Origin of the sequence: Streptomyces sp. Je 1-332 (genome assembly GCF_040730185.1) — a bacterium.
In the GTDB taxonomy this organism is placed as follows: domain Bacteria; phylum Actinomycetota; class Actinomycetes; order Streptomycetales; family Streptomycetaceae; genus Streptomyces.
On record NZ_CP160402.1, the window covers coordinates 4289805 to 4316246 of the forward strand.

Annotated in this window: 24 protein-coding genes and 1 pseudogene; 13 read left to right on the top strand and 12 right to left on the bottom strand. The window is 71.5% G+C overall.

Annotation, left to right across the window (positions count from 1 at the left end; genetic code table 11):
* Positions 1-13: 13 nt before the first annotated feature.
* The 4 genes from ABXJ52_RS19420 to ABXJ52_RS19435 form a co-directional block, all read right to left on the bottom strand.
* Positions 14-682 carry a response regulator transcription factor gene (locus ABXJ52_RS19420; RefSeq protein ID WP_367043861.1) on the bottom strand — a complete coding sequence of 223 codons (669 nt, stop codon included), beginning with the start codon at positions 680-682 and terminating at the stop codon, positions 14-16.
* On the bottom strand, positions 679-2007 hold the full coding sequence (locus ABXJ52_RS19425) for a histidine kinase (protein ID WP_367043862.1): 1329 nt from the start codon (positions 2005-2007) through the stop codon (positions 679-681). The genes ABXJ52_RS19420 and ABXJ52_RS19425 overlap by 4 nt, the downstream gene beginning before the upstream one ends.
* Positions 2008-2091: 84 nt before the next feature.
* Positions 2092-3702 (bottom strand): ABC transporter permease, encoded by a 1611-nt coding sequence (locus ABXJ52_RS19430; protein WP_367043863.1) that lies wholly within the window; start codon positions 3700-3702, stop codon positions 2092-2094.
* The gene (locus ABXJ52_RS19435; RefSeq protein WP_367043864.1) at positions 3699-4619 is read right to left on the bottom strand and encodes an ABC transporter ATP-binding protein; all 921 of its coding nucleotides are present in this window, start codon (positions 4617-4619) and stop codon (positions 3699-3701) included. The genes ABXJ52_RS19430 and ABXJ52_RS19435 overlap by 4 nt, the downstream gene beginning before the upstream one ends.
* A 119-nt stretch (positions 4620-4738) precedes the next feature.
* Between ABXJ52_RS19435 and ABXJ52_RS19440 the strand changes: the two genes are divergently transcribed.
* Complete coding sequence (locus ABXJ52_RS19440) at positions 4739-5266, top strand: MarR family transcriptional regulator (RefSeq protein WP_367043865.1); 528 nt, start codon at positions 4739-4741, stop codon at positions 5264-5266.
* A gap of 43 nt (positions 5267-5309) precedes the next feature.
* Here ABXJ52_RS19440 and ABXJ52_RS19445 read toward each other — a convergent pair whose 3' ends face one another.
* Positions 5310-6137: a diacylglycerol kinase family protein gene (locus ABXJ52_RS19445; RefSeq protein WP_367043866.1), complete on the bottom strand. Its 828-nt coding sequence runs from the start codon at positions 6135-6137 to the stop codon at positions 5310-5312.
* 164 nt (positions 6138-6301) lie between these two features.
* Between ABXJ52_RS19445 and ABXJ52_RS19450 the strand changes: the two genes are divergently transcribed.
* Entirely contained in the window at positions 6302-7585 is a 1284-nt protein-coding gene (locus ABXJ52_RS19450) for an adenylosuccinate synthase (RefSeq protein ID WP_367043867.1), read from the top strand.
* On the opposite strand, the gene ABXJ52_RS19455 is transcribed toward ABXJ52_RS19450, so the two are convergent.
* The 4 genes from ABXJ52_RS19455 to ABXJ52_RS19470 all read right to left on the bottom strand — a co-directional run bounded on the left by ABXJ52_RS19455 (position 7582) and on the right by ABXJ52_RS19470 (position 12311).
* Complete coding sequence (locus tag ABXJ52_RS19455; protein ID WP_367043868.1) at positions 7582-9120, bottom strand: substrate-binding domain-containing protein; 1539 nt, start codon at positions 9118-9120, stop codon at positions 7582-7584. The genes ABXJ52_RS19450 and ABXJ52_RS19455 overlap by 4 nt on opposite strands.
* Positions 9121-9221: 101 nt before the next feature.
* Entirely contained in the window at positions 9222-11141 is a 1920-nt protein-coding gene (locus ABXJ52_RS19460; protein ID WP_367043869.1) for a serine/threonine-protein kinase, read from the bottom strand.
* A gap of 79 nt (positions 11142-11220) precedes the next feature.
* Positions 11221-11718, bottom strand: coding sequence for a helix-turn-helix domain-containing protein (locus ABXJ52_RS19465; protein ID WP_367043870.1), 498 nt, complete (start codon positions 11716-11718; stop codon positions 11221-11223).
* Positions 11715-12311 carry a DJ-1/PfpI family protein gene (locus tag ABXJ52_RS19470; RefSeq protein ID WP_367043871.1) on the bottom strand — a complete coding sequence of 199 codons (597 nt, stop codon included), beginning with the start codon at positions 12309-12311 and terminating at the stop codon, positions 11715-11717. The genes ABXJ52_RS19465 and ABXJ52_RS19470 overlap by 4 nt, the downstream gene beginning before the upstream one ends.
* 164 nt (positions 12312-12475) lie before the next feature.
* Between ABXJ52_RS19470 and ABXJ52_RS19475 the strand changes: the two genes are divergently transcribed.
* On the top strand, positions 12476-13141 hold the full coding sequence (locus ABXJ52_RS19475; protein ID WP_367043872.1) for a DUF4956 domain-containing protein: 666 nt from the start codon (positions 12476-12478) through the stop codon (positions 13139-13141).
* Positions 13138-13941: a VTC domain-containing protein gene (locus tag ABXJ52_RS19480; protein ID WP_367043873.1), complete on the top strand. Its 804-nt coding sequence runs from the start codon at positions 13138-13140 to the stop codon at positions 13939-13941. Before ABXJ52_RS19475 ends, ABXJ52_RS19480 begins: the two co-directional genes overlap by 4 nt.
* On the opposite strand, the gene ABXJ52_RS19485 is transcribed toward ABXJ52_RS19480, so the two are convergent.
* Positions 13883-15223, bottom strand: coding sequence for a HAMP domain-containing sensor histidine kinase (locus ABXJ52_RS19485; RefSeq protein WP_367043874.1), 1341 nt, complete (start codon positions 15221-15223; stop codon positions 13883-13885). The two genes, ABXJ52_RS19480 and ABXJ52_RS19485, sit on opposite strands and share 59 nt — an antisense overlap.
* 647 nt (positions 15224-15870) lie before the next feature.
* A pseudogene (locus ABXJ52_RS19490) lies at positions 15871-16548 on the bottom strand (response regulator transcription factor); the annotation flags it as partial.
* Between the two features lie 72 nt (positions 16549-16620).
* Here ABXJ52_RS19490 and ABXJ52_RS19495 point away from each other — a divergent pair.
* The 6 genes from ABXJ52_RS19495 to ABXJ52_RS19520 all read left to right on the top strand — a co-directional run bounded on the left by ABXJ52_RS19495 (position 16621) and on the right by ABXJ52_RS19520 (position 23362).
* The gene (locus ABXJ52_RS19495) at positions 16621-17136 is read left to right on the top strand and encodes a hypothetical protein (protein ID WP_367043875.1); all 516 of its coding nucleotides are present in this window, start codon (positions 16621-16623) and stop codon (positions 17134-17136) included.
* Between the two features lie 188 nt (positions 17137-17324).
* Positions 17325-18692, top strand: a complete 1368-nt coding sequence (locus tag ABXJ52_RS19500) for an aspartate aminotransferase family protein (RefSeq protein ID WP_367043876.1) — start codon at positions 17325-17327, stop codon at positions 18690-18692.
* 142 nt (positions 18693-18834) lie between these two features.
* Positions 18835-19548, top strand: a complete 714-nt coding sequence (locus tag ABXJ52_RS19505; protein ID WP_367043877.1) for a GntR family transcriptional regulator — start codon at positions 18835-18837, stop codon at positions 19546-19548.
* On the top strand, positions 19545-21992 hold the full coding sequence (locus ABXJ52_RS19510; RefSeq protein WP_367043878.1) for a dolichyl-phosphate beta-glucosyltransferase: 2448 nt from the start codon (positions 19545-19547) through the stop codon (positions 21990-21992). Before ABXJ52_RS19505 ends, ABXJ52_RS19510 begins: the two co-directional genes overlap by 4 nt.
* A 102-nt stretch (positions 21993-22094) precedes the next feature.
* Positions 22095-22745, top strand: coding sequence for a hypothetical protein (locus tag ABXJ52_RS19515; RefSeq protein ID WP_367043879.1), 651 nt, complete (start codon positions 22095-22097; stop codon positions 22743-22745).
* Between the two features lie 44 nt (positions 22746-22789).
* Positions 22790-23362 (top strand): class I SAM-dependent methyltransferase, encoded by a 573-nt coding sequence (locus ABXJ52_RS19520; RefSeq protein ID WP_367049131.1) that lies wholly within the window; start codon positions 22790-22792, stop codon positions 23360-23362.
* Between the two features lie 26 nt (positions 23363-23388).
* Here the strand turns inward: ABXJ52_RS19520 and ABXJ52_RS19525 are convergent, their stop codons facing one another.
* Positions 23389-24195, bottom strand: coding sequence for an SLATT domain-containing protein (locus ABXJ52_RS19525; RefSeq protein ID WP_367043880.1), 807 nt, complete (start codon positions 24193-24195; stop codon positions 23389-23391).
* A 351-nt stretch (positions 24196-24546) separates the two neighbouring features.
* On the opposite strand from ABXJ52_RS19525, the gene ABXJ52_RS19530 reads away from it, so the two are divergent.
* From ABXJ52_RS19530 to ABXJ52_RS19540, 3 genes are all read left to right on the top strand, one after another.
* Positions 24547-24888: a YbaB/EbfC family nucleoid-associated protein gene (locus tag ABXJ52_RS19530; protein ID WP_367043881.1), complete on the top strand. Its 342-nt coding sequence runs from the start codon at positions 24547-24549 to the stop codon at positions 24886-24888.
* Between the two features lie 67 nt (positions 24889-24955).
* Positions 24956-25555 carry a recombination mediator RecR gene (gene recR, locus ABXJ52_RS19535; protein ID WP_367043882.1) on the top strand — a complete coding sequence of 200 codons (600 nt, stop codon included), beginning with the start codon at positions 24956-24958 and terminating at the stop codon, positions 25553-25555.
* Entirely contained in the window at positions 25548-26351 is an 804-nt protein-coding gene (locus ABXJ52_RS19540) for a DUF5063 domain-containing protein (protein ID WP_367043883.1), read from the top strand. The genes recR and ABXJ52_RS19540 overlap by 8 nt, the downstream gene beginning before the upstream one ends.
* The last annotated feature ends 91 nt before the right edge of the window (positions 26352-26442 follow it).

Consider the following 26442-nt stretch of genomic DNA (forward strand, 5'->3'; position numbering starts at 1 on the left):
GCTCCGGAAGAGGTCAGCCCGGCGTGACCAGCCGCGCCTCGTACGCGAAGACCGCCGCCTGGGTGCGGTCCCGCAGGCCCAGTTTCACCAGGATGCGGCTCACGTGCGTCTTGATCGTGGACTCGGCGACCACGAGGCGCGAGGCGATCTCCCCGTTGGACAGGCCCTGGGCGATGAGGACGAGCACCTCGGTCTCGCGCTCGGTGAGCTCGCCGTACGCCTGCGCCTGCGCGGTCGCCGAGAGGCGCGGCGTCTCGCCCAGCTTGGAGAACTCCGTGATGAGGCGGCGCGTGACGGAGGGCGCGAGCAGGGCCTCGCCGGCGGCCACGACCCGTACACCGTCCGCGAGTTGGCGCGCCGAGGCGTCCTTGAGCAGGAAACCGGAGGCCCCCGCCCGCAACGCCTGGTAGACGTACTCGTCCAGGTCGAACGTGGTGAGGACGAGGACCTTCGACGTGACGTCGGCGGCGACGATCTCGCGGGTGGCCTCGATGCCGTTCAGCACGGGCATGCGGATGTCCATCAGGACGACGTCCGGGCTGAGCTCGCGGACGCGGTCGACCGCCTCGCGGCCGTTGACGGCCTCGCCGACGACCTCGAAGTCCGGCATGGCGTTGAGCAGGACGGAGAAGCCTTCGCGGACCATCATCTGGTCGTCGGCGATCAGTACGCGGATCGTCATTCCTGGCCTCCGGTGGGCTGCGACGCGGACACGACCGGCAGGAAGACGGTGACTTCGTAGCCACCGTCGGCGGTCTCCGCCGTCGTCATCTCGCCGTCCAGCATCGTGACACGCTCCCGCATGCCGGTGAGTCCGTGCCCCGCTCCGGGCGAGGGCTTGACCAGGCCGGTCGCGGGCCCGTTGACGATGCGCAGTCCAAGGCCGCCCAGCACGTAGCCGACCTCGACGCGGGCCGTGGCGCCGGGCGCGTGGCGCAGGGTGTTGCTCAGCGCCTCCTGCACGATGCGGTACGCGGAGAGCTCGACGCCCTGCGGGAGTTCGCGGACGGCTCCGGTGACGACCTTCTCGACGTCGAGGCCGGTCTCGCGGACGTTCGCGATGAGCCGGTCGAGGTCGCCGAGGGTGGGCTGCGGGGCGTCCGGAGCCTCGTAGTCCTCCGCGCGTACGACACCGAGGACGCGGCGCAGCTCCGTCAGGGCGGCCACGGCGTTCTCGCGGATCGTGACGAACGCCTGCTCCAGCTCCGGGGGCGGGTTCTCGACGCGGTAGGGCGCGGCCTCCGCCTGGATGGCGACCACCGACATGTGGTGCGCGACCACGTCGTGCAGTTCGCGCGCGATGTTCGTCCGCTCCTCCAGGAGGGTGCGCTTGCCGCGCTCCATCTCGGTGACCGTCCGCTGGACGCTGACCTCGTGCTTGGCCTCGCGGCGGATGTGCACGAGGGAGGCGGCGAGGAGGGCGAGCGCGGAGAAGAACAGCATCTGCGGCAGGTTGGTCGAGTACCCCGGGCTGAGGAAGACCTCGGCGGCGATGCCGTAGAGGGCCGTGCCCACCCACATCCAGGCGCCGGTGCGGGGGCGGGTCCGCAGGGTGATCACCGTCATCACGGCGAGGTGCGCGATGAAGACGCTGTCGGCCCACGGATAGCCGCTGTCCCAGTGGCTGCCGATGGCGCCGGAGAAGGGCGTGCTCGCGACCAGGACCCACCAGGCGGCGATGGGCCTGAGCAGGGTCATGGCGACGGCGGCGGCCGGGACGAGCCCGGTGAGGACGTAGTCGAGGCCGCCGGAGTCGTCCGCGTACGCGACGAGGAAGGTGAAGAAGGCGGCCGTCAGGACCGCCGCGTGCGGGGCCCAGCCGGCGTACTGGCGTATGCGGGCCGGGAGGCGCCGGGTGAGGGCCCCGTCCGTACGCATCGCTTGCAGCGGTCGGTAGTCGAAGGCGCCCCGGAAGAGGTCCTGCCGAAGCCCCCCGAGCGCGCCCACGGCCAGGCGGTACTCCGGGCTGCGGTTGCTGCTGGGGGCGTTCTTGGTCGCGTCAGTCACGTCTACGAAGGTACGGGGGCCGGAGAGGGAGGTCGTCCCGCCAGGGAGGGGTCCTCGGGGGTCCGTCGCAGGTACTACGTGGGGCTACGTGGTCAGGTCCCTGCGGCGCAGGCTCGCCAGGCCCGTGGCCGTCAGGGCCGCGGCCAGGGCGAGGAGCGTCCACACCGGCCCCCAGGCCATCGCAGATCCCGGCACCTTCGGGAGGTGGCCGAAGGGAGAGACGTCCATCGCCACCGGGGGGAGATCCAGCGCCGGGCCGATCCAGCCGATCGCCAGGCAGAGCCCTGCCACCCCCCAGGCCCCCACCGCCGCCCGGGGGAAGGCCCCCACCAGCAGTACCGCGAGCCCGCCGAGCACCCAGACCGCCGCCACCTGCACCAGGCACGCCCCCAGGATCGGCCCGAGGTCCTTCCCGTACCCGAGGGCGAGACCGAGCCCGCCCACCAGCATCAGCAGCACCGCACCGCCGAAGGCGATGACCAGGTGGCCCCCGGCCCAGCGGAGCCGTCCCACCGCGCCCGCGAGCACCGGCTCCGCCCGCTGCGACGTCTCCTCGCCGTGCAGCCGCAGGACGGAGGCGACGACGTACAGCGAGGCGACCATCCCGAGCAGGCCGACCATCGTGGCGAGGAAGGCGTCCGTGAGGCCGGACTGGCCGCCCATCCGCTCGATGACGTCCCGGGTACTGGCGTTGTCGCCGACGATGTCCGCCGCCCCCTCGACCATCCCGCCGAAGACGACACCGGCGACCAGATACCCGAGCGTCCAGCCGAGCACACTGCCCCGCTGCAACCGCCAAGCGAGCCCGCCCGCCGTGCCGATCACACCCTTCGCCGGCCCCGGCCGGGTCGGCAGGAAGCTCATCCCGACGTCCCGCCGCCCCGCCAGGCCGTACGCGCAAGCCCCCTGCGTCACGATCGCGGCGGCGATCAGGAGCAGCACCCACCACCGCTCACCGGCGTAGGCCCGCAGGTTCTCCGTCCAGCCGAGGGGCGAGAGCCAGGTCAGCACGGACTCCCCGCGCTCGCTCCCGGCGTCACCGGCGGCCTTGAGTACGTAAGCGGCCCCGAGGACCCCGGACGTCAGCCCCTTGGCGAGCCGCGCGCTCTCCGTGAGCTGGGCGACGATCGCCGCCGCGGTGGCGAAGAGCATGCCGGTGCCCGCCACGCCGAGCCCCAGCGCGAGCGCCCCCGCCGAGCCCTGCCCGGCCATCCCGCCCGCGACGAGCAGCCCCACGGCCGCGTTCGCCACGAACGCGGCGAGCAGCGCGGCGGTCAGCGGCGCACGCCGCCCCACCATCGCGGCGGAGAGCATCTCCTGGCGGCCGGTCTCCTCCTCCTCGCGCGTGTGCCGGACGACGATGATCAGACTCATCACGGCGGCGAGGATCGCGGCGTAGACCCCGATGCGCCAGGCGGACAGCGCGCCGACGGAGTCACCGAACACCGGCGAGTACAGCGCCCGCATCGAGGAATTGGCGTTCATCGTCCGCATGGCCTCGGCCCGCTCGACGGCCGTTCCGTACGTCTTCTCCAGGGAGCCCGGCATCGCGAGCACCATCCCCGCGACGACGATGACCCAGACCGGCATCATGACGCGGTCGCGGCGCAGGCCGAGCCTCAACAGGGCTCCGGTGCCCGCGAGTTGACGGGAGGCGCGGGGAGCGAACCCCGGAGCTCCGGTGACGGCAGTCATCGCGCGACCGCCCCCGTGTCGTCCTGGTAGTGCCGCAGGAAGAGTTCCTCCAGCGTCGGCGGCGTGGAGAGGAGCGAGCGGACCCCGGATTCGGTGAGCGAACGCAGCACGGCGTCCAGCTTGTCGGTGTCGACCTGGAGCGTGACGCGATGCCCGCCCGCGTCACCCTGTCCGGACACGTCGATGTCGTGGACGCCGGGCAGCCGCGCGAGCCCGTTGGGCGGCCCCGCAAGATCGGCGGTGACGCTGGTCCGGGTCAGATGGCGCAGGTCGGCGAGCGAGCCGGACTCGACGGTCTGCCCCTTCCTGATGATGCTGACGCGGTCGCAGAGCGTCTCCACCTCGCTGAGGATGTGCGAGGACAGGAGGATGGTGCGGCCCCGCTCCCGCTCCTCCTCGACGCACGCCTGGAAGACCTCCTCCATGAGCGGGTCGAGCCCGGAGGTCGGCTCATCGAGGATCAGCACGTCGACGTCCGAGGCGAAGGCGGCGACGAGGGCGACCTTCTGCCGGTTGCCCTTGGAGTACGTGCGGCCCTTCTTGGTCGGGTCGAGTTCGAACCGCTCGACGAGGTCCGCCCTGCGCCCCCGGTCGAGGCCGCCGCGCAGCTTCCCGTAGAGGTCGATGACCTCGCCGCCGGAGAGGTTGCGCCACAGGGTGACGTCACCGGGGACGTACGCAACGCGCCGGTGGAGTTCGACCGCGTCGCTCCACGGGTCCTTGCCGAGGAGCTGTGCGGCGCCGGAGTCGGCGCGGAGCAGGCCGAGCAGGACGCGGATGGTCGTGGACTTCCCGGAGCCGTTGGGGCCGAGGAAGCCGTGGACCTCGCCGGTCTCGACGTCCAGGTCGAGACCGTCGAGCGCGTGTGTCCGGCCGAACGACTTGTGCAGCCCGGAGACGGTGATTGCCTTCGTCATGTTTCAGAACGTACGCGACTTTCACAAATTTGTGAAGTTAAGGAAGCGTATAAACTCGGCGGCGGAGGGATCGCACGACCCGCACGACCGCACGACCACACAGGGGAGATGATCAGCAGATGCCCAAGGAGTCACCGCCGCCGCCGAGCGATCGCGACCGCGACCGTGACCGTGACCGTGACGGCGAGCGCGTCGGCCGCTTCGTCGAACAGTTCGCCTCGCAGCTGGTCGAGGCCGGAATGCCGAGGATGCCCGCCAGGATCTTCGCGGCGCTCCTCGCCGCGGACTCGGGCGCGCTGACATCGGCGCAGCTCGGCGAGCAGCTCCAGGTGAGCCCGGCGGCCGTCTCGGGGGCGGTCCGCTATCTCACGCAGCAGCACATGGTGTCCCGGGAGCGCGAGCCCGGCTCGCGCCGGGACATCTTCCGGGTGCACAGCAACCAGTGGTACGAAGCGCTGGCCAACCGTGACGGCATCCTCAAGCGCTGGGAGAGCGCCCTGAGCGACGGTGTCGCCAGCCTGGGCGCCGACACCCCGGCGGGCCGCCGCTTGGCCGAGACGCTCGCCTTCTTCGAGTTCGTCGAGCACGAACTGGCGCAGATGCTGGAACGCTGGCGGGTGCACCGGGAGAGCTTGTTCGGCAAGTAGGCCGCCACCCGCCACCCGCTACCCGCCACCCGTCGCCTCGCGCTCAGCGAGGCAGCGTCAAACCCCACGCACTGGCCCGCACCGCCCACGTACGCGTGCGCACCGGACCCCCCACCACCGCGTCCGCCCGGTAGCGGAAGTCCGCCCCCGACACCGTCACCGTCCGGGCCCGCACCCGCAGCGGCGACGCCTCGGCGCCCACCGACGAGGGGCGCACCTCCACCTCGGCGAAGCCGTCGGCGGCGGGGTTCACCGCGACCCCCTCCACCGGCTGGTCCAGGTCCACCACGACCACCCCGTCGGCCTCCACCCGCAGCCGCGCCGGAGCGGGCCCCGGCGCCGAAGCGACCCGTGAGGGCCGCGCGGCGAGCGTGCGCACGAAGGACTGGCAGGTCCGCAGCCACGGGTGGCCGTCCATCGGCACGCCCCCGGCGACCGAGGCGGCGACCGGCGGGATCCGCAGCTCCCCGAGGACCACCCCGTCCCGGTCGTCGACGAGCAGATCCAGCCGCCGCTCGGCCCCTTCGAGCACCGCCCGCGCCGCCGCGACCGCCCCGGCGGGCACTCCGAGCGCCCGCGCGAGAGTCTGCGACGCCCCCACGGGAACTACGGAGAGTGCGCATCGAGCGAACTCCCGCTCCCGGTGGAGGAACCCCACCGCCCGCGCGAGAGCACGGTCGTCCCCGATCACCACAGGACGCCGCGCACCCCGCCTGGCCAGGGCTTTCGCAAAGTCTTCGGGGCTTTCGGGCAGGCAGACGCGAACGGAGGCGCCCGCGCCGAGCACATCCTTCGCGATCCTTACCGACTCACCGTCCGTGCGCCGGGCGACCGGGTCGATGACGACTAGCAGCTGGTCGCGAGCCGACAACGTGCGCCCCTTTTCTGAGACCTCGGGTAGCATCTTTGTGCAAGAGCCCCTTGCGCTATTGCGCCAGGGGCTTCGTCTATTCCGGGGCAGCATCCAAGGCACACCCATATGGCGGCTACGGCCCCTGACCTTGGACATGCCCCGCCCGGAAGGGGTGTACGCCTGTGCCCGCACTTGTGCTGCTCGGTGCTCAGTGGGGTGACGAAGGCAAGGGAAAGGCCACCGACCTGCTCGGTGGCTCCGTGGACTATGTAGTGCGATACCAGGGCGGCAACAACGCCGGCCACACGGTCGTCGTCGGCGACCAGAAGTACGCGCTGCATCTCCTCCCTTCCGGGATTCTCTCCCCGGACTGCGTGCCTGTCATCGGCAACGGAGTCGTCGTCGACCCGTCGGTCCTGCTCTCCGAGCTGAGCGGTCTGAACGAGCGCGGCGTCGACACGTCGAAGCTGCTGGTCAGCGGTAACGCGCACATCATCACGCCGTACAACGTGACCGTCGACAAGGTGACGGAACGCTTCCTCGGCAAGCGCAAGATCGGCACGACCGGCCGTGGCATCGGCCCGACGTACGCCGACAAGATCAACCGCACCGGCATCCGCGTCCAGGACCTCTACGACCAGTCGATCCTGGAGCAGAAGGTCGAGGCGGCCCTCGAGGTCAAGAACCAGCTCCTCACCAAGCTCTACAACCGCCGCGCCATCGAGGTCGGCCAGATCGTCGAGCAGCTCCTGGAGCACGGCGAGAACATCAAGCAGTACGTCGCCGACACCACGCTGATCCTCAACAACGCGCTCGACGAGGACAAGGTCGTCCTGTTCGAGGGCGGCCAGGGCACCCTCCTGGACGTGGACCACGGCACGTACCCCTTCGTCACCTCCTCGAACCCGACCGCGGGCGGCGCCTGCACGGGTACGGGTGTCGGCCCGACGAAGATCAGCCGCGTCATCGGCATCCTGAAGGCGTACACCACGCGTGTCGGCGCGGGCCCGTTCCCGACGGAGCTCTTCGACCAGGACGGCGAGGACCTGCGCCGCATCGGTGGCGAGCGTGGTGTCACCACCGGCCGTGACCGCCGCTGCGGCTGGTTCGACGCGCCGATCGCCCGTTACGCGACCCGCGTGAACGGCCTGACGGACTTCTTCCTCACGAAGCTGGACGTCCTGACGGGCTGGGAGCAGATCCCGGTCTGCGTGGCGTACGAGATCGACGGCAAGCGCGTCGAGGAACTCCCGTACAACCAGACGGACTTCCACCACGCGAAGCCCGTCTACGAGTACCTCCCCGGCTGGTCCGAGGACATCACCAAGGCCCAGACCTTCTCCGACCTGCCGAAGAACGCGCAGGGTTACGTGAAGGCCCTGGAGGAGATGTCCGGCGCCCCGATCTCCGCGATCGGCGTGGGTCCGGGCCGCACGGAGACGATCGAGATCAACTCGTTCATCTAGCGGTTCTCCCCGCACATCCGCAGTCCCACGGGCGTCTGGCACGGCAGGTGCCCGTGGGTGCGGACCACGTCCTGGCCGTTCCCGCGGATCGCGTACGCGAGGAAGCTCGACGCCAGCGAGTCGGCGGGCGGGCTGCCGTAGGTGTAGGCGTACTCGATCTCGCGGTACGGGTAGCCGCTGGACTGGATGGAGTCGACGGACGGCGTGTGGCCGTCCAGGCTCACGCGGTGCACGCCCTTGAGGGTGGTCGTGTCGCGCAGCTCGCTGTAGCCGACCGCGCCCGGAGTGGCGGCGACCGTGTCCAGGACCTGTTCCGTGGAGTCGAGTTCGCAGCGGATCACCGGCGCCCGGGGGCCGATGTCCCTCGTCAGGCAGTCGCTGGAGGACTCCTGGATCTCCGGGGCGCCCCCCAGGACCCGCTGCTGGAGGGTGACCCGCGTGCCGGAGCTCGACCCCCGGCTGACCAGGACCACCGGCAGGTCGGGGCCGCCCCGCAGCTCCTTCCAGTTGCGGATCTCGCCGGTGAAGAGGCGGCGTACGTCCCTCGTGGAGAGGTTCTTGACCGGCACCTTGTCGTTCAGGACGACGGCGAACAGGGAGACCGCCACCCGCGTCTCGCTCAGCTGCGTATAGCTGCCGGGGCGCGGCCCGTCGGAGAAGGCGATCACCGGCGGTGAGCCCTCGCCGGGCCCGGTGTCCGTCGCGGCCAGCTCCCTGACGCCGCCCCGGCTCCCGTGCGCGCTCACCTCGATGTCGGAGCCCTCGCAGGCGTTCATGTACTTCTTCGCGAGCTCGGTGGCCACCGGCTCGAAGGCGGTCGACCCGGTCAGGGTGAGGCTGCCCGTCTCGCAGTACGACGGCGGCGGCTCGGCGTCGGGGCGCAGGATGAGGCCCGCGAGGCAGAGGATCACCAGGCTCAGGGCGATGGCCACGCCCTGCGAGAGCCTGCTGAACACCGGCGGCTTCTCGTCGGGCGCCGCGCTGTGGTTCTCGTGGGTCTCACCGCCCTGGATGCCGCCGACGACCGTGTAGCCGCTGTCGACGGGGCCGCCGGTCAGCAGGACGAGGAGCTTGTAGTACTCGCCCCGGTTGAGCGGCACGCGCGGGATGTGCAGCCTGCCGGACTCGTAGCCGAGACCCGTGCCGGGTGCGAAGTGCTCCATCAGATGGTCCGCTTCGGGCGGCAGTGTCACCGCCACCGCGCGGATGGTGCGGTCCTCGAAGACCGCCGTCAGACCGTGCGGCGAGCGGCCCGTGTAGTCGGCGACGTCGATCGGCAGCGAGCCGTCGTTCTCGACGCGGAGCAGCACGAGCGTCGCGTCCGACATCTCGGGGGCCTCGTCGAAGAGGCCAAGACGCGCGTTCGCGTCGCCCGTACGGACGTTGTCGCCTATCGCCGTGTCCATCTGCTTGCGGTAGCCGATGCGCTTGCGGCGCGGTACGCGGCGTTCGACCAGCACGGGGACGAACGCGCCGGCGATACCGACCACGATGGCGAGCACGGCGACGACGTCTTCGGTGCTCAACCAGTTCATGGGCGGCACGGTAGGCGGCGGTGCCGGCCGCCGGACGGCGGTTGTCCGTCCGGACGGGATCTGTTCGCCGACGGTTCAACTGACCGTGCCAGCAGGCTCGTTCAGCCCTCCTTGTCGTACGTCAGGCCCTTGTCGGTGCCCGTGTTCTCGCGGTGCAGCCTGCCGTTCGAGAGCAGCGTCACCGTGCTCGGCTGGCCCGGCCTGCAGGAGCTCGCGGGCTGCCCGACGACCACGTCCGTCGGGCCGATGCGCAGGGTGTTGCCGCTCGCCGACACCAACGTGCCCTGGAACACGCAGTGGTACGTGCCGCCCGTGTCGGTCGGGCCGTCGGCCGTGATCGAGACGACGGTGTCGCCGACGTCGCCCTGCTGGAGGACTAGGCGCCGTGAGTTGCTGCCCAGGTTGTTCTGGATGGAGCCGTTCCAGGTGCCGAGGAACTTGTCGGGGATCGTGCCCTCGTCGTTCTTTTCGTCGTCCTTGGACGCCGGGGAGGTGGGCGTGGTCCCGGGCTCCGACGACCCGTCATCGCTCGGCGTGCCCGGGGTCGAAGGCGCGTTGCTCGACGGAGACTTGGAGTTCGTGCCGCCCGCCTTGGGGGAGCCGTCGCCCTTCATCACCGCGTACACCGTGCCGCCCGCTCCTATGGCCACTATGACGGCCACCGCGATGAGCGCAGCGGTGGACCGGCCGCTGCGGCGCGGGGGCTCGCCCTGGGGGTGGACGAGGGGGCCGTACGGAGGCGTGGGGCCGTACGGGCCCTGCTGGGGGTAGCCGTAACCGGGTGGCGGTTGGTGGGGGTGTTGCTGGGGCTGCGGGTGCTGCTGGGGGTAGCCGTACGCCGGGTTCGGCGGGGGAGTGGGCGGTGGTGTCTGGCCGGTGATCATCGTGGGGAGGTGGTCCAAGGGGGCCGCCTCGCCCGGTCTGCCGGGCGGCGGCGGAGTGTCGCCGGCGGCGGGGGCGGGCCTGCCTCCGTTGTCGCCGGGGGAGGCAGCGGGCGGGGGAGGGGGAGAGGCGGCTGCGGCCGCAGCGGCCGCCGCTGCCTCCGCGACGGCCGCCTTGGGCGCGCCGGGCCCGACTGCGCCTGCGCCCCCGCCCTCGTCCGGGTTCTCCGTGTCGAGCAACTGCACGGCATGGCGCCCCAGTTGGGCCACGAGCGCGCCCGGAAGCCACGGGTCGCGCGTCCGGCCGCCGTCGCCGAGTGTGTCCTCCGCCCCCGTCCGCTCGAGGACCTGCTCCAGCGAAGGGCGGTCCGCGGGGTTCTTGCGCAGACAGTCGCCGACCAGCTCGGCCAGCTCCTCCGGCAGCCCCTGAAGGTCCGGCTCCTCCTGCGCGATACGGAACATCAGCGCGTGCACACCGCTGTTGGCCGTGCCGAACGGCAGCGCGCCCGAAGCCGCGTACGCGAGGACCGACCCCAGGCAGAACACGTCGCAGGCCGGGGTGATCCGGTCGCCGCGCACCTGCTCGGGCGCCATGAAGCCGGGCGAACCGACGAGCGCTCCGGTGCGCGTCAGGCCGCCGTCGGTGACCGTTTCGAGCGCGCGGGCGATGCCGAAGTCGATGACGCGGGGCCCGTCGATCGTGACGAGGACGTTCGACGGTTTGAGGTCGCGGTGGATGAGGCCCGCCGCGTGGATGTCCTTGAGCGCGTTGGCGAGCCCGGCCGCCAGTATCTTCACCGACCGCTCGGGCAGCGGCCCGTGGTCGTGCGAGACGACGCTCTGGAGGGAGGGTCCCGCGACATAGCCCGTGGCCAGCCAGGGGATCGTCGCCTCGGTGTCCGCGTCGAGCACCGGCGCTGTCCACGCGCCGCCGACCCGCCGTGCCGCCTGCACTTCCTGCCGGAAGCGGTTCCTGAACTCCTCCTGCTCGGCGAGCTCTTCACGCACCAGCTTCACCGCGACCGTACGTCCCCGGTCGGACCGGGCGAGATAGACGTGCCCCATGCCGCCCGCGCCGAGTCGCGCGAGCAGCCGATAGGCGCCTATTCGCTGTGGGTCCCCGGGCCCGAGCTTCTCCATCGCCGCGCCGACCTCCCCCGTTGGTGTGCAACAGATCGAGGATAGTGCGGCGGTAGGACATCGGGGCACGGACTGCCTGCTACGGCTCCGTAACGGGTTGTTCCGTATCCACGTCGGACAGGACGTCGGAAAGCCGCTCCAACACTCGTACGGTCTCGGCGAACTCCTCGTCGCCGAGCGCTTCCGCGAGCCGGGCGGCCCATTCCGCGTGGCCGGGGCCGATCTTCCTGACGGCGGCCAGGCCCTCGTCCGTGGGGCGCAGGAGCTTGGCGCGGCGGTGGGCCGGGTTCGGCACGTACTCGGCGAGGCCGCGCCGCACGAGCAGGTCGGCGACGCGCTGCACGCTCTGCCGGGTGATGCCCATCGCGCGGGCGATCCCGGCGACGGGCAGCGGCTCGCGCAGGACGGCGCCGAGCACCTGCCACCAGGCGGCGGTGAGTCCGCCCGCTGTGGCCAACTCGTCGGCCACGGAGAGGAACTGGCCGTTGAGCCGGAAGACGCCGAGGGCGGTGCGGGAGAACAGGTCCTGCTGCTCCCGCACCCGCTCCTCATGAACTCGCTCGCGGTCGGCGCTCACGATTCGAGCACCTCGTACGCGGACGCGTCCGAGTCGTGGAACAGGCGGTACCAGGCGTCGAGCTTCGCGCCCTCGAAGGCGCCGAGCCGCCCGAGGATCTCGCGGGCGAAGGCCACCGGCTCGGTCGGTCCCGCCGTGGTGAGCCCGCCGTCGGTGACGGCGTCCGCCTCCACGTACCGCTCGCCACCCTTGTATCCCGTGGCCGCGAGGTAGAACGACACCGCGCTGGTGTGCGCGCGCTCGTCCAGGAGCCCCTCCCGGGCGAGCCCGGCGGTGGCCCCGCAGATCGCGGCGACCGGCACGTCCGCGTCGAGGAAGGCGCGGGCGGTGCGGCCGAAGGGTGCGAGGTCGTCGCCGGTGTCCCACAGGTCGGCTCCCGGCAGGATCAGGAGCGCGCTGTCCTCGGGCCGCAGTTCGGCGAGGGTCAGGTCGGGCTGGACGCACATGCCGCCCACCGTGGTGACGGGGTCGAGCGAGTCCGCGGCGACGGTGCGGATCTCGTACCCGGCGCGGGCGAGGAACGCGGTGGCGAATCCGGGCTCCCAGTCGGCGAGGGTGTCGTAGACGGCGAGGTGCACGGGCTTGCGGGACATGGCTGCCTCCGTTGGGACGGGCTCCGTGATGCGCTTATGTAAGCATGCTGTCATCTCGACAGTATCCTGTCAATGATGCTGTCAATGAATGACCGCGGGTCGGCTCCGGCTCGTTAACCCTCACCGGGGGCGGCCTTAACCCGTCGATCCCTAGCGTCCTGGTCATGGACAGCGCAGAGAACCTCGGACAGATGGCGGCCCACCTCGGCCTCGACCTGGTGGCCGTGACCCTCCTGACCCTCGGGGTCTTCTATCCACGCCACCGCAGAAGGGAGCTGGTCCCCGCCTATCTCGCCCTGAACGTCGCGCTCTTCGCGGTCGTCTCCGCCCTCGCGAGCGCCGGCGGCAACGGCGGGCTCGCGCTCGGCTTCGGGCTCTTCGGGGTGCTCTCGATCGTGCGGCTCCGCTCGGACGCCGTGCAGCACCAGGAAGTCGCGTACTACTTCATCACCCTCGTCCTCGGCCTCCTCTGCGGCCTTCCGGGTCTCGACCTGCCGGTCGCCGCCGGGCTCGCGGCCGTGCTGCTCCTGGTGATGTACGGGGCCGACCACCCCCGCCTCTTCGCCGGTGACCGGCGCGCGGTCATCACCCTGGACGCCGTGTACCGCGAGGAGAGCGCGCTCCGTGCCGAGCTGGCGCGGCGCCTGGGGGAGCCGCTCGGCTGGACCGTCCAGGAGGTCGACTACGTACGCGACCTGATGGTTCTGGAAGTCCGCTTCCGGCAGCCGGAACCTTCCGAGCGGGCCGGGGAGTTCATACGGACGACACCACGACGCCGCACGACCCGGTCACGCACGCCTGCCGTCCCCCACCAGAAGGAGACCGTGTGAACCCCGCCGTACGCGCCATCGGACGCGCCGCGCTCGCCGCGCACCCCATCTCGCTCGACGAGGTCAACGCGCGCGCGGAGCTGCTCGCCCGCTTCGACAACAGCTATCTCGTACCGGTCGAGATCTTCGACGACCTGGCGGCGCTCCTGACGGACCCGCGCCGCGCGTCGGGGCCCTTCCGGGCGCTGAGCATCGGCGGAAAGCGCTGGTTCAGCTACCACTCGACGTACTACGACACTCCTGAGCTGCTCACCTACCACCACCACCGGCAGGGCAGGCGGCTGCGCTACCGCATCCGGGAGCGGGTCTACCAGGACAGCGGTGAGCGGCAGTTCGAGATCAAGCTGAAGAGCGGCCGCGGTGAGACGGTCAAGCACCGCCAGCGTCTCGAAGGCGAGGACTGCGTCCTTGACGCCGAGCGGCAGGGATTCCTTTCCGGGGTGCTGCGGGGGTCGTACGGGATCGAGGCGCCGGGCGGGCTGACCACGGCGCTGGTCACCGAGTACCAGCGGGCGACCTTCGTCGCCGACGGCCAGCGGATCACGTGTGACGCGGGGCTCGTGGTGCGGGACGTGGCCACGGGGCGTTCGGTGGAGGCGGACTCCGGTCTCGTCCTGGTGGAGACCAAGACCCAGGGACACCTGACGGAGGCGGACCGGGTCCTGCACCGGTACGGGGTGCGGGCCGCCGAGTTCACGAAGTACTGCGGTGGGTTCGCGGCGCTGCGGCCCGAGTTGGGGATCAATCGGTGGGCTCGGGCCGTCCGGGTCGCGTTTCCGCGGGCGCCTGGGGGAAAGTGAGGGACACCTCGGTGCCGCGGGCCGCGTCCGAGGTGATGGCGAAGGTGCCGCCCGCGTCCTGCGCCGTCCGGCGTGCGATGTCGAGGCCGAGTCCCGTGGAGCCGCCGCCGCTGGTGCCGCGTTCCGCCGCGTAGGTCGGCGGGAGGCCGGGGCCTTCGTCGGCGACGGTGAGTTCGGCGGTGCCCTGCGGGGTGGTGCGGACGGCGATGCGGAAGGGGGTGCCCTGGGGGGTGTGGTCCAGCACATTCCCGATGAGGGCGTCGATGGCCGCGGTGAGGTCGTCCTCGGGGACGGGCACGGGGATCGGTTCTCGCCCGGCCGACGTCGCCGCCTCCCGCCCCTGGTCCTCCGCCAACGGCATCCAGAATGTGGCGCGTTCGCGGGCCACGGCTGCCAGGTCGGCGTACGGGGCGTCGCGGAAGGGGCGGCGGGCCTTGCGGATCACGTCGTCGACACTGCGCTCCAGGGCGGCGACGTCCACGGCGATGCGGTGCGCCTCCTTGGAGTCGCGCAGGGTCTCGGCGTCCAGGCGGAGGGCGGCGACGGGCGTGCGCAGGCGGTGGGCGAGGTCGGCGGCGTTCTCGCGTTCCGCGGTGAGGAGTTCGTCGATGCGGGCGGCGAGGCGGTTCAGCTCGCCCGCGACCAGGCGGAGTTCGGGCGGCCCCTCGGGTGTGGCGCGGGCGGTGAGGTCACCGGCGGCGAGGCGGTCCGCGGTGCCGGCGAGCCGTCGGGTGGCGCCGACGAGGCGGGTGCCGAGGCGGTCGGCCAGAAGCAGCCCGATGAGAACGAGCCCGACCCCGATCCCGGCGAGTACCAGCCAGGAGGTCATGGTCCCGGCGTACAACTGCCGCTCGGTTACGGAAACTTGCACGACGGCGGTACCACCGGCCGCACCCTGCACGGGGACGAGAACCTGCCGCCCGCCGGTCGAGGGCTCGTAGGTGAAGGCACGCCCGGTGCGGGCGAGCCGGATGGCATCGGTGACGCGAGCCCGGTGCCGCCCAGGGTTCGGCCCGATGACGGTCCCGTCCCCGAGCACGAGCGAAGTAACGGGCAGATTCCGCGCGTTGACGCTCTCCACGGTCTGCTCGGCGGTCTCCCGCTCGTCCACCGTGGCGAGAGCGGGCCCGAGCGCATGCGCCACCCACTGGGCACGGGCGGTGGCCTCGGCGGTGGTGCGGTCGGCGGCGTGCGAACGGGTGAGGAGGGTGAGGGGAACGAGGAGGGCGGTCAGCACGAGGGCGGTGGTGGCAGCGGCAAGAAGAAGAAACGTCCGCCGCATCAGCTGGCCCCTGGGCCTTGGGCGGGGGCCTCGCTGCGGGTGCTGGCCCCTGGGCCCTGAACCGAGGACTCGCTACGGGTGCTGGCCCCTGGCCCTTGGGCGGACCCGCTGCCGCGGTTGCCGGCGCCCGGACCGCGCGAGGACTCGCCACCGCGGCTGCGCGCCTCGTGGGTGCTGGGCCCCTCGGCGCCGTCGGGCGCCGGGTTGTGGCCGGGTGCTGCGGGGCCGGGCGGCTGGGTGGTTGCGGGTGCCCCGCCGGGGGCGGAACTCGTGTCGTCGGACGCCTGGTCGTCGTTGGGCCCCCCGCTGAGGCAGGGGCCTTCGTCGCTGGGCGGCTGGCTGTTGGTCGGTTGTTCGGCTTCGGGTGTCTGCTCGTCGCCGGTCCCGTCGGGGCTGGGCGGCTGGGTTGTTGCGGGGCTCCCGATGTGGTGGGGGGCCTCGTCGGCGTGGGGGGCCTCGCGTTCGTTCTGGGGCGGGCCGTTGTCGTGGGGGCGGGGCCGCGCCGGTATGTCCGTCCTCGCTATCTCGGTCCGGGCGTCGCGTACTTCGGCTGGGGGGTCCTGCTTGCTGTGCTCCGGGCGGACATACCGGCCCGTCCCCTCGCGTGCGTCGCGCGGCTGCGGGGGCGCGGGGGTCGGGGGCTCGTCGGGGGGTGTGAGTTTGACTCCCACTGTGCGGACCGTGTGGAGGTAACGGGGGGACTGGGCCGTCTCGCCGAGTTTTCTGCGGAGCCAGGAGAGGTGGACGTCGACCGTCTTGTCGGCGCCGCCGAGGGGCTGTTGCCATACCTCGGCGAGGAGTTCGCGGCGGGAGACGACCTGGCCGGGGCGGTGGGCGAGGTAGGCGAGGAGGTCGAACTCACGGGGGGTGAGGTCCACGGGGGCGTCGTCCAGGGTGACTTCACGGGAGGCGGGGGCGATGGCCAGGCCCCCGACGCGCAGGGGCTCCTCCGCGGCATCGGCGGCGCCCAGGCGCCGCAGGACCGCCTTGACGCGGGCGTCCAGCTGGGCGGCGCCGAACGGTTTGACGATGTAGTCGTCGGCCCCGTCCTCCAGGATCGCCACCATCTCCGGTTCGTCGTCGCGCGCGGTCGCGACGATGACGGGTACGTCGCTGACGGCGCGGAGCATACGGAGGATCTGGGCACCGTCCACGTCCGGCAGCCCCAGGTCGAGCACGACGAGGTCGGGGCGGTTGGTGACCGCAGCGTCCAGACCTGCCATGCCGCTGGGCGCGGTGGCGACAGCGTGCCCTTTGTCGCGCAGAGCCCGCACCAGGGCGCCGCGCAGCTGGGGATCGTCCTCCACGACGAGAAGGTGGGCCATACATCCACCGTAGTCAGGTGCTTTGGGCAGCCCTTAACCGGGCGTTAGGAAACTGTGCGGCACAGTGGCCGGATGAGGAAGTGGCGGAGCGCGGTGGTGACCGCGGCATGGGTGGCGGTGGGCACGGCTGCCGGGGCGCTGGGCGCCTGGCAGTTGGCCACGTCGGACAGCGGGGGCGGCGCGGCGCACAGCCGCCCCCTGGACGAGGGCGCGGTGGAGAGGGCGTTGGCGGCGACGTCGGCGTCACCGCGGACCTCCTCCCGGCCCACGTCACCGACACCGTCACCGTCACCGTCCACGACGCCCTCGAAGACGCCCTCGAAGACGTCCCCCGACCGCTCCACCCTCCGGTTCACGGGCGGGACGGCGACGGTCGAATGCAGGGACGACGGGACGGTCTACCTCGTCTCGTGGAGCCCGGCGGACGGTTTCCACATCGACGACGACGTGGAACGGGGCCCGGCAGCGGTGGCCCGCCTGGAGGCGGAACCGAGCGACGACGACGAGCGGGACGATCTGCCGTACGAGATCCGCTGCGGGGAGGGGGGCGAGCCGCGGGCGAGGGTGGTGGCGGACGCGGACGACTGACGCAGCCCGTCCGGCGGCTGGTTTCCCAGCCCGTCCGGCGTTCGAGGACGAACTCGGCGAAGCCGGGGATGAGGGCACGCAAGGCCCCCGCGCCAGAGAGTGCCCCGACACACTGTCCAGAACCCCCCGCCCCCACAAAACAGGACGCCCATGTCGAGTCCACACCCTGGACACTTACCCTCGCCCACATGACCCCTCAGCCGAACCCGAACCCCCAGGTCGGCGCCGCCGTAAAGGCGGCGGACCGCGCGCACGTGTTCCACTCCTGGTCCGCACAGGAGCTGATCGACCCCCTCGCCGTAGCCGGCGCCGACGGCTCGTACTTCTGGGACTACGACGGCAACCGCTACCTCGACTTCACCAGCGGCCTCGTCTACACCAACATCGGATACCAGCACCCGAAGGTCGTCGCCGCGATCCAGGAGCAGGCGGCGAAGATGACGACCTTCGCGCCCGCCTTCGCCGTGGAAGCCCGCTCGGAGGCCGCACGCCTCATCGCCGAGCGGACCCCCGGCGACCTGGACAAGATCTTCTTCACCAACGGCGGCGCGGAAGCCGTGGAGAACGCGACCCGCATGGCGCGCCTCCACACCGGCCGCCCCAAGATCCTCTCCGCCTACCGCTCGTACCACGGCGGCACCTCCACCGCGATCAACCTCACCGGCGACCCCCGCCGCTGGGCCTCCGACACGGGCTCGGCGGGCGTCGTCCACTTCTGGGCGCCGTTCCTCTACCGCAGTGCCTTCTACGCCGAGAACGAGCAGCAGGAGTGCGAGCGCGCCCTCCAGCACCTCGAGGAGACCATCGCCTTCGAGGGCCCGCAGACGATCGCTGCGATCATCCTGGAGTCCGTCCCCGGGACCGCCGGCATCATGATCCCGCCGCCGGGCTACCTCAAGGGCGTACGCGAGATCTGCGACCGGCACGGCATCGTCTTCATCCTGGACGAGGTGATGGCGGGCTTCGGCCGCACCGGCAAGTGGTTCGCCGCCGACCACTTCGACGGCGGCATCGTGCCCGATCTCCTCACCTTCGCGAAGGGCGTGAACTCCGGTTACGTACCGCTCGGCGGTGTCGCGATCTCCTCCGCCATCGCCGAGACGTTCGCCCGCAGGCCCTACCCGGGCGGTCTCACGTACTCCGGGCACCCGCTGGCCTGCGCCGCGGCCGTCGCGACGATCAACGTCATGGAGGACGAGGGAGTGATCGAGAACGCGGCCCGCGTCGGCTCGGAGATCATCGCCCCCGCCCTCGCGGACCTCGCGGAGCGGCACCCGAGTGTCGGCGAGGTCCGTGGCCTCGGCATGTTCTGGGCCCTGGAGCTGGTCAGGGACAAGGCGACCCGCGAGCCGCTCGTGCCGTACAACGCCACGGGCGAGGCGAACGCCCCGATGGCCGCGTTCGGCGCCGCCGCGAAGAAGCAGGGCCTGTGGCCCTTCATCAACATGAACCGCACCCACGTGGTTCCCCCGTGCAACATCACGGACACGGAGGCGAAGGAGGGCCTCGCGGCGCTGGACGCCGCGCTGAGCGTGGCCGACGAGTACACGGCGTAACCGCTCCTCGTCGTCCCCCTGTGGGCGCCCCGCCCTCGGGCGCCGGGAAACCGGGTACCCGAGGGCCGGAACCCCGACCGCGTAGTCTGACGTGCTCGTAAGCGAACGACGACCGCCAAGACGACTCCGCGAGGGAACCCAGATGCCCGGCACCGACGGCTCCGCCGTCATCCGCAGCACTCTGCGCCAGCAGATCGCCGACGCGCTGCGCGACGAGATCCTCGGCGGCCGTCTGGAGCCGGGCCAGGAGTTCACGGTCAAGGAGATCGCCGAGCAGTACGGCGTCTCCGCGACCCCGGTGCGCGAGGCCCTGGTGAACCTCGCCGCCCAGGGCCTCCTCGACGCCGACCAGCACCGCGGCTACCGCGTCCGCGAACACTCCCTCGCCGACTACCGCGGCATGCTGGAGGCCCGCGGCCTCGTCGCCGACGGAATCTTCCGCGACCTCGTGAAGAAGGGCACCCCGCTCGGGCCCAAGGGCCAGCAGGAAGCTTCCGCCGCCCTCGTGTCCGTACGCCGCCGTGGCGAGGAAGCCACGCGCGCCGCCTGCGCGGGCGACCTGAACGTCCTCATCGGCTACGACCTGCGCTTCTGGCGCGAGCTCAGCGCCCTCTTCGGCAACCCCTACCTCTCGGACTTCCTGCACCGCATCCGCGTCCAGGCATGGGTCTGCGCCGTCACCTACCTCCGCCGCGCCGCCGAACGCGGCGACGGCGACCTGCGCGGCACCCTCTGGGCCCGGCACACCGAGCTCGTCGACGCCCTCGCGAACCGCGACCCCAAGGCCGCGCACGCGATCGTCGAGGAGTACAACGCCCACTCCCTCGCCCTCATCGAGCGGCTGGCCGCTGCATGAGCGTGGATCTGACCGTCGTCGTCCCCGCCTACAACGAGGAGCGGCGCCTGGCCCCCACGCTCGCCGCGATACGGGCGTATCTGGAGGGCGGCTCCGAAGGGGGCGACCGGGACCTCCGGTGGGAGCTGATCGTCGTGGACGACGGCTCCACCGACGGCACCCTGGACATCGCCGCCGACGCCGAGGCCGCCGACCCCCGCGTGCGGCTCATCCACTCCGAGCGCAACCTCGGCAAGGGCCACGCCCTGCGCATGGGAGTCCTCGCCTCGCACGGCGACCGCGTCCTGGTCACCGACGCCGATCTGGCCACCCCCATCGAGGAGCTGGAGTGCCTCGACAAGGCGCTCACCGACGGCCACGCGGCGGCGATCGGCTCCCGGGCGGGAGCGGACGCCACGATCGAGACGCACCAGCACCGCCTGCGCGAGCTCCTCGGCCGCAGCGGCAACTTCCTGATACGGACGGTCGCCGTCCCCGGAGTCCGCGACACCCAGTGCGGCTTCAAGCTCTTCGACGGCGACCGTGCCCGTGAGGCCTTCGCCGCGTCGCGCCTGCGCGGCTGGGGGATAGACGTCGAGATACTGCAGTACTTCCGCCGCTCGGGCTGGCCGGTCGCCGAGGTGCCGGTGCGCTGGGCGCACCAGGAGGGCTCGAAGCTCCGGCCGTTCGACTACGTGAAGGTCCTGGCGGAGCTGACCGCGCTCAAGGCCCGCGCCGTCCGCCCGAAGGACCTGCTCGTCGCGGCGCTCTTCCTGGCCATGGCGATCACCCTCTACTCGGGCCGCTGGGTGGCACCGGGCGAGCGCTACCTCCCGGACTCGCTCCAGGACCAGAACCAGTGGGAGTGGTTCTTCGCGGTGACGGCGGACAACATCCGCCACCTCCAGAACCCCCTCTTCACGACCCTCCAGAACCAACCCGACGGCGTGAACCTCATGGCCAACACGGTCATGCTCGGCCTCTCCGGCCCCTTCGCCCCCGTGACCTGGCTCCTCGGCCCCGCGATCGCCCTGAACGCGGCGATGACGCTCGGCCTGGCCGCGACAGCGGTCGCCTGGTACTGGCTGATCCGCAGGCGTCTCGTACGGCACCGGGGCGCGGCGGCCGTCGGCGCGGCGCTTGCCGCCTTCGCGCCACCGATGATCAGCCACGCGCACGCGCACCCGAACTTCATGGTCCTGTTCATGATCCCGCTGATCATCGACAGGGCGCTGCGGCTCTGCGGGGGCGGGGGCGAGGGCGCGGGCGGCCGGGTCGTACGCGACGGAGTCGTGCTCGGGCTCTTCACGACGTACCAGATCTTCCTCGGCGAGGAGCCGCTGCTGCTCGCCGCGGTGGGCATGCTGCTGTTCGCGGTGGCGTACGGGGCGGTGCGCCGTGATGTGGCGAGGGAAACGTTCCGCCCCTTGGCGCGCGGCCTCGGGGTGGCCGTGGCGGTCACCGTCCCCTTGGTGGCCTTCCCCCTCTACTGGCAGTTCTTCGGGCCGCAGAGTTACACGAGCGTGCTGCACGGCGACAACGCGGGCAACAGCCCGCTGGCGCTCATCTCCTTCGCGGAACGCTCGCTCGCGGGCAACGAGGAGACGGCGAACGCGCTCTCCCAGAACCCCACCGAGCAGAACGCGTTCTACGGCTGGCCCCTGGTCGCGCTGGCCTTCGCGATCGTCGTACGTCTGTGGGAGCGGGCGGTGGTGAAGGCGCTGGCGTTCACGGTCCTCGCGGCGGCCCTCCTCTCGCTGGGCCCGAAGTTCCGCATCCCGCTGACGGACGTCGTGCTGCCCGGACCCTGGGCGCCCCTCTCGCACGCCCCGCTCTTCGAGTCGGTCATCGAGTCGCGGGTGGCGATGGTGTGCGCCCCGGCGCTCGGCATGCTGGTGGCGCTCGCGCTGGCCGGACTCCTCCCCGCGGCACGCGGGATGACGGCCGCGCGGTACGCGGGCGTGGCCGCGGTCGTCCTCGCGCTGCTTCCGATCGTGCCGGCGCCGCTGCGGGCGGTGGAGCGGGCCAAGGCTCCCGAGTTCATCGCCGACGGGACCTGGCGGCAGTACCTGGGAGAGGGCGAGTCGCTCGTACCGGTACCGCTGCCGGACCCGGGGGGCGCGGAGGCCCTGCACTGGCAGACCACGGCCGACCTGGGCTTCTCCCTGCCCGGCGGCTACTTCAACGGGCCGTGGGGCCCGGACCGCGTGGGCATCTACGGGGCGCCGCCCCGCAACCTGTCGAACCTCCTGCGGGACGTCCGCTCGGCGGGCCGCGCCCCGCAGATCACCGACGCGTGGCGCCGGGCGGCGCGGGCGGACCTGGCGCACTGGAACGCGGGCGTCGTGGTCCTCGCGCCGCAGGAGCACGACGCGGAACTGCGGGTGACGGTGCAGGAACTCCTTGACCGGCCCGGAAAGTGGGTAGACGGGGTGTGGATCTGGGATCTGCACAAGGGGAGCTAGGGGCGACCGCCCGCACTACGCTGCCTGAACGCGAGGCACATCCGACGTCCGATATGCCGTCCCGGTACGAGACCGCTTGTGAGCCTGACCTGAGGAGCACCCTTGGCCTGTGATTTGTGGCTGGTCCCGCTCGTCGACGTGCTGTGCCACAGCCCCGACAATCCCTTCGCGGAGGAGATCGCGGCGTACGACAAGGCGCTGCACGAGGCAGGACTGCCCCCCGTCCCCGTCTTCGCCTACATGCCGGGCCTCTCCGGAGACGTGGCCCCGGTCGCGGGCTTCGACTACGACGCGCTGCATTTTCTGCGCCGGGCGTATCTGCTCCAGGTCTGCGGCCTCGAGGTCACGCCGGTGGACGAACTGGGCGGGGACTACGAGCAGTTGCTGGAGATGTTCGACTCGACGGCTCAGCAGTCGCATCTGGTCTGGCACTACGACCACGCGGGGGCGTACGTTCCTGTCGACTTCCCCGCGCCGCTCTCGAACGACGAACTTCTGTCGGGCGGCGGCCCGTTGGGCTCCTCCCAGGCGTTGCTGCGGGAACTGGAGTTCGTGGCTCCGTCGATCGGCATCGACGCGGCCAACCCTCCTCGCCCGCCGACCCCGCCTCAGGCGCCGACGTCCCTGGAGGAGCCGGCGGCTCCGGCTCCGCCGGACGACAGCCCCTTCGCGAGGGAACGCCACGTATGGCTGGGCCTGCACGCGGCGACGACGCGAAGCCTGGCGCAGGGTTCAATGATCATCTACAGCTAGTGCTGCCGGCGGACAGCGTCATGGTCAACGGCGATGGGGGTTTCGTGATCAAGGAAGAGCGTGTGGCTCCGCCTCGCGTGGTGGCCGCGGAGCGTATCGCCTCCGAGGCGGGTTTCAAGAAGAGCTGCATTCCTGAGGTGGGCAGGTTGCTCAGGCTGGCCGCCGCTGCGAAACCCGACGGGGTGATCGCGGAGAGCGGCACCGGCTCGGGCGTGGGTACGGCCTGGCTGCACAGTGGGCTCGGCGCCGGTGCCCGCCTGGTCACCGTGGAACGGGACGAGGAGCTCGCGCGTCGAGCGGCTGGTGTCTTCGCGGACGACGACCGCGTCAGCGTCCTCACCGGGGACTGGCGGCTGCTCGAGCAGCACGCCCCCTTCGATGTCTTCTTCTGCGACGGCGGAGGCAAGCGCGACGACCCCGAGCGGGTCGTCGAGCTGCTGGCTCCCGGTGGCCTTCTCATCCTGGACGACTTCACCCCGTCGCCCCATTGGCCGCCTCGTTTCGGCGGCGAAGTGGATGAGCTCCGCCTGTTCTACCTCACTCATCCAGTCCTGGACGCCACCGAAGTACTCACAACGCCCGCCAGCGCAGCGGTCATTGCGGCACGCCGCCTCTAGCGAGGCAGACGCGCTGGGGGAGGCCCTCACCGCGGCTCCGGCGGCCGCTGGCGGGGCATGTTCGGGCGCGCCCCCGGCGGCAACGCGGCCCGTACGGGGGCAGCCCCTGCCTCCCCGCGGGAGGCCGGGACCATGGCCTGCATGGCCAACGGCGCGGGGCCGGACCGGAACTCCACCATCCAGTCCGCGGTCTCGGCCCGCACAAGCTCCGTCACATCCTCCGAGAACCGCCGAAGCACCCCAAGACACCGGTCGGCAGCCTCGCTGGCGGTCCCCTCGGTGGGCCCGAGAACCTCCCGCACACTCTCCGACGCCCAGTCGAACTGCAGCACCTGCAGCCGCCGCTGCACGGCCTGCGCGGTCGCCACGTCCCGCATCCACCCGGACGTGAGGCCGAAGAAGCGATCGCACGCCACGCATGCCGCCCCCGCGAGCAGCGAGACGTACCCCCAGTTCGCGACGCCCCCCACCGCCCCGGCAAGATCGAGCAGCGGAAACACCCCCGCGCCCACGACCCCCACCGCCGCCCCCGCCCGCGAGACCCGCGCCCCGCGCCGTTTCCACGCCCGGTCGGACAAGTACCACTCCGCGGTGTTGAGCGCCCCCCGCTCCACCCACCGGTACAGCTCGTCGAGCCGCTGCGCCGGTTCACCCCAGTCGCCGAGGGGAAAGGCCCGCCCCGTCAGATCCCCGAGCCGAGAGCCGCCCCCGCCACCGGGACCCCCACCAGGACCACCACCAGGATCACCACCGGGAACGCCCTGCTGCGCACCCGCCCCGGCACCCTGCTCCTCATGGGGCACCCCCTCGGGCTGCATCTCCGGCTGGCTCACCCGGCACTCCTACCTCTACGAGATCCCTGACTGTTCCTGCGGCACTTCCTGCGGCACGGTTCCTTGCGGCACTGTCCCCCGCGGTGATTCCGTACGGTGCGCGCGCTGTGACAGCTGGTGCTGATGATGCTGACGCGGCTGAAGTCATCTGCTCATGCGCAGCCCCAGTCCTACCGCCCAATGGGTGGCCATGAGCCCCTTTTCGCGGTATTTCCGCCCGGAAGAGCTGCTTGATCAGGTATAGGAAGACGGCCGATCTCACTCGAAAGAGTGCTGGGGCGAGGCCACCCTCAACCACGTAGGCTCATTGGAGGTGGAAAAACCGACGACCTACCGAGACAGGAGCTGATCGTGATCCCCGGTGGTGGCCAGCCCAACATGCAGCAGCTGCTCCAGCAGGCCCAGAAGATGCAGCAGGACCTCGCTACCGCGCAGGAAGAGCTCGCGCGCACCGAGGTCGAAGGCCAGGCGGGCGGCGGCCTCGTCAAGGCGACGGTCACCGGATCCGGTGAGCTGCGCGGCCTGGTGATCGACCCCAAGGCGGTCGACCCGGAGGACACCGAGACCCTCGCGGACCTGGTGGTCGCGGCGGTCCAGGCGGCGAACGAGAACGCGCAGGCGCTCCAGCAGGAGAAGCTGGGTCCGCTCGCGCAGGGCCTGGGCGGCGGAGGCATCCCGGGCCTTCCCTTCTAAGAGGGCGACGGGCCAACTACCGTACGTACCAAAGCGTGAGCGAGAACAGGAAAGGGCAAGGCACCCCGTGTACGAAGGCGTGGTTCAGGACCTCATCGACGAGTTGGGCAGGCTGCCCGGCGTCGGTCCCAAGAGCGCGCAGCGGATCGCCTTCCACATCCTGCAGGCGGAGCCGACGGACGTGCGGCGTCTCGCGCACTCCCTCCTCGAGGTGAAGGACAAGGTCCGCTTCTGCGCGACCTGCGGGAACGTCGCGCAGGAAGAGCTCTGCAACATCTGCCGCGACCCGCGCCGCGACCTCAGCGTCATCTGCGTGGTCGAGGAGCCGAAGGATGTCGTGGCGATCGAGCGTACGCGCGAGTTCCGGGGGAAGTACCACGTTCTGGGCGGAGCGATCAGCCCGATCGAAGGGGTCGGTCCGGACGATCTGCGGATACGGGAACTGCTCGCGCGCCTGGCGGACGGCACGGTCACCGAGCTGATTCTGGCCACGGACCCGAACCTGGAGGGCGAGGCGACGGCGACGTACCTCGCACGGATGATCAAGCCCATGGGCCTGAAGGTCACCCGCCTGGCCAGCGGGCTCCCTGTCGGGGGAGATCTGGAATACGCGGACGAGGTCACCCTGGGCCGCGCCTTCGAGGGGAGACGACTCCTAGATGTCTAAGAAGCAGCAAGAGAAGTCAACGAAGCCGGAACTGAAGCCGGAACTGAAGGCGGAGTCGCTGCCGGAAGCGGCGCCTGTCGCGGAGGTGATCGCCGCCCCGGAGTCGATCTTCGCCCCCGAGCCGATCATCGCCCCCGAGGCGACGGTCCTCCTGCACGCGGCCGCCCAGGACCCGGACTCCTTCGCGGTGCAGATCTCGGACCAGATCGAGAGCTTCATCGTCGCGGTGACGGAGGTCGCGAAGGGTGACGAGCCCGACTCGGCCGTTCCCTTCCTCCTCCTGGAGGTCTCCCAACTCCTCCTGGCCGGCGGCCGCCTGGGCGCGCACGAGGACATCCTCCCCGAGGAGCGCTACGAGCCGGACCTCGGCCCGGAGCGCGACGTCGACGACCTGCGTGAACGCCTCGCCGCCATGCTGGAGCCGATCGACGTCTACTCCGAGGTCTTCGACCCGTACGAGCCCCGCAAGGCCCCGGTGGCGGCCCGCATCTCGGACGACCTCGCCGACGTGGTCGCGGACCTCTCCCACGGCCTGGCCCACTACCGCGCGGGCCGCACGACCGAGGCCCTGTGGTGGTGGCAGTTCTCGTACTTCTCCAACTGGGGCTCCACGGCCTCGGCCACCCTCCGAGCCCTCCAGTCCCTGGTGGCCCACGTCCGCCTGAACCAGCCCCTCGAGGACCTCAACGGCCTGGACACGGACGAGGACCTCGCCGAGGACGCGCTCGCGGAAGCCGCGGGCAGGGTGATGGCGGAGGAGATCGCCGGGCCCCTGGGCCTGCGCTCCGTGCAGTGACCTCGCTGCGGTGACCTTGCGGCTGTGACCCCGCGGCTGTGACATGCGGTTGTGACCCGCCCCACTTTCCGGAGTGGCCGACTCCCCGCTG

Coding starts and splice junctions, on each gene's coding strand:
- ABXJ52_RS19485 (WP_367043874.1), bottom strand. CDS start 15,223: ATGCGGCGGACGTTTCTTCTTCTTGCCGCTGCCACCACCGCCCTCGTG.
- ABXJ52_RS19475 (WP_367043872.1), top strand. CDS start 12,476: ATGGACAGCGCAGAGAACCTCGGACAGATGGCGGCCCACCTCGGCCTC.
- ABXJ52_RS19435 (WP_367043864.1), bottom strand. CDS start 4,619: ATGACGAAGGCAATCACCGTCTCCGGGCTGCACAAGTCGTTCGGCCGG.
- ABXJ52_RS19470 (WP_367043871.1), bottom strand. CDS start 12,311: ATGTCCCGCAAGCCCGTGCACCTCGCCGTCTACGACACCCTCGCCGAC.
- ABXJ52_RS19455 (WP_367043868.1), bottom strand. CDS start 9,120: ATGAACTGGTTGAGCACCGAAGACGTCGTCGCCGTGCTCGCCATCGTG.
- ABXJ52_RS19460 (WP_367043869.1), bottom strand. CDS start 11,141: ATGGAGAAGCTCGGGCCCGGGGACCCACAGCGAATAGGCGCCTATCGG.
- ABXJ52_RS19495 (WP_367043875.1), top strand. CDS start 16,621: ATGAGGAAGTGGCGGAGCGCGGTGGTGACCGCGGCATGGGTGGCGGTG.
- ABXJ52_RS19510 (WP_367043878.1), top strand. CDS start 19,545: ATGAGCGTGGATCTGACCGTCGTCGTCCCCGCCTACAACGAGGAGCGG.
- ABXJ52_RS19430 (WP_367043863.1), bottom strand. CDS start 3,702: ATGACTGCCGTCACCGGAGCTCCGGGGTTCGCTCCCCGCGCCTCCCGT.
- ABXJ52_RS19500 (WP_367043876.1), top strand. CDS start 17,325: ATGACCCCTCAGCCGAACCCGAACCCCCAGGTCGGCGCCGCCGTAAAG.
- ABXJ52_RS19420 (WP_367043861.1), bottom strand. CDS start 682: ATGACGATCCGCGTACTGATCGCCGACGACCAGATGATGGTCCGCGAA.
- ABXJ52_RS19540 (WP_367043883.1), top strand. CDS start 25,548: ATGTCTAAGAAGCAGCAAGAGAAGTCAACGAAGCCGGAACTGAAGCCG.
- ABXJ52_RS19505 (WP_367043877.1), top strand. CDS start 18,835: ATGCCCGGCACCGACGGCTCCGCCGTCATCCGCAGCACTCTGCGCCAG.
- ABXJ52_RS19440 (WP_367043865.1), top strand. CDS start 4,739: ATGCCCAAGGAGTCACCGCCGCCGCCGAGCGATCGCGACCGCGACCGT.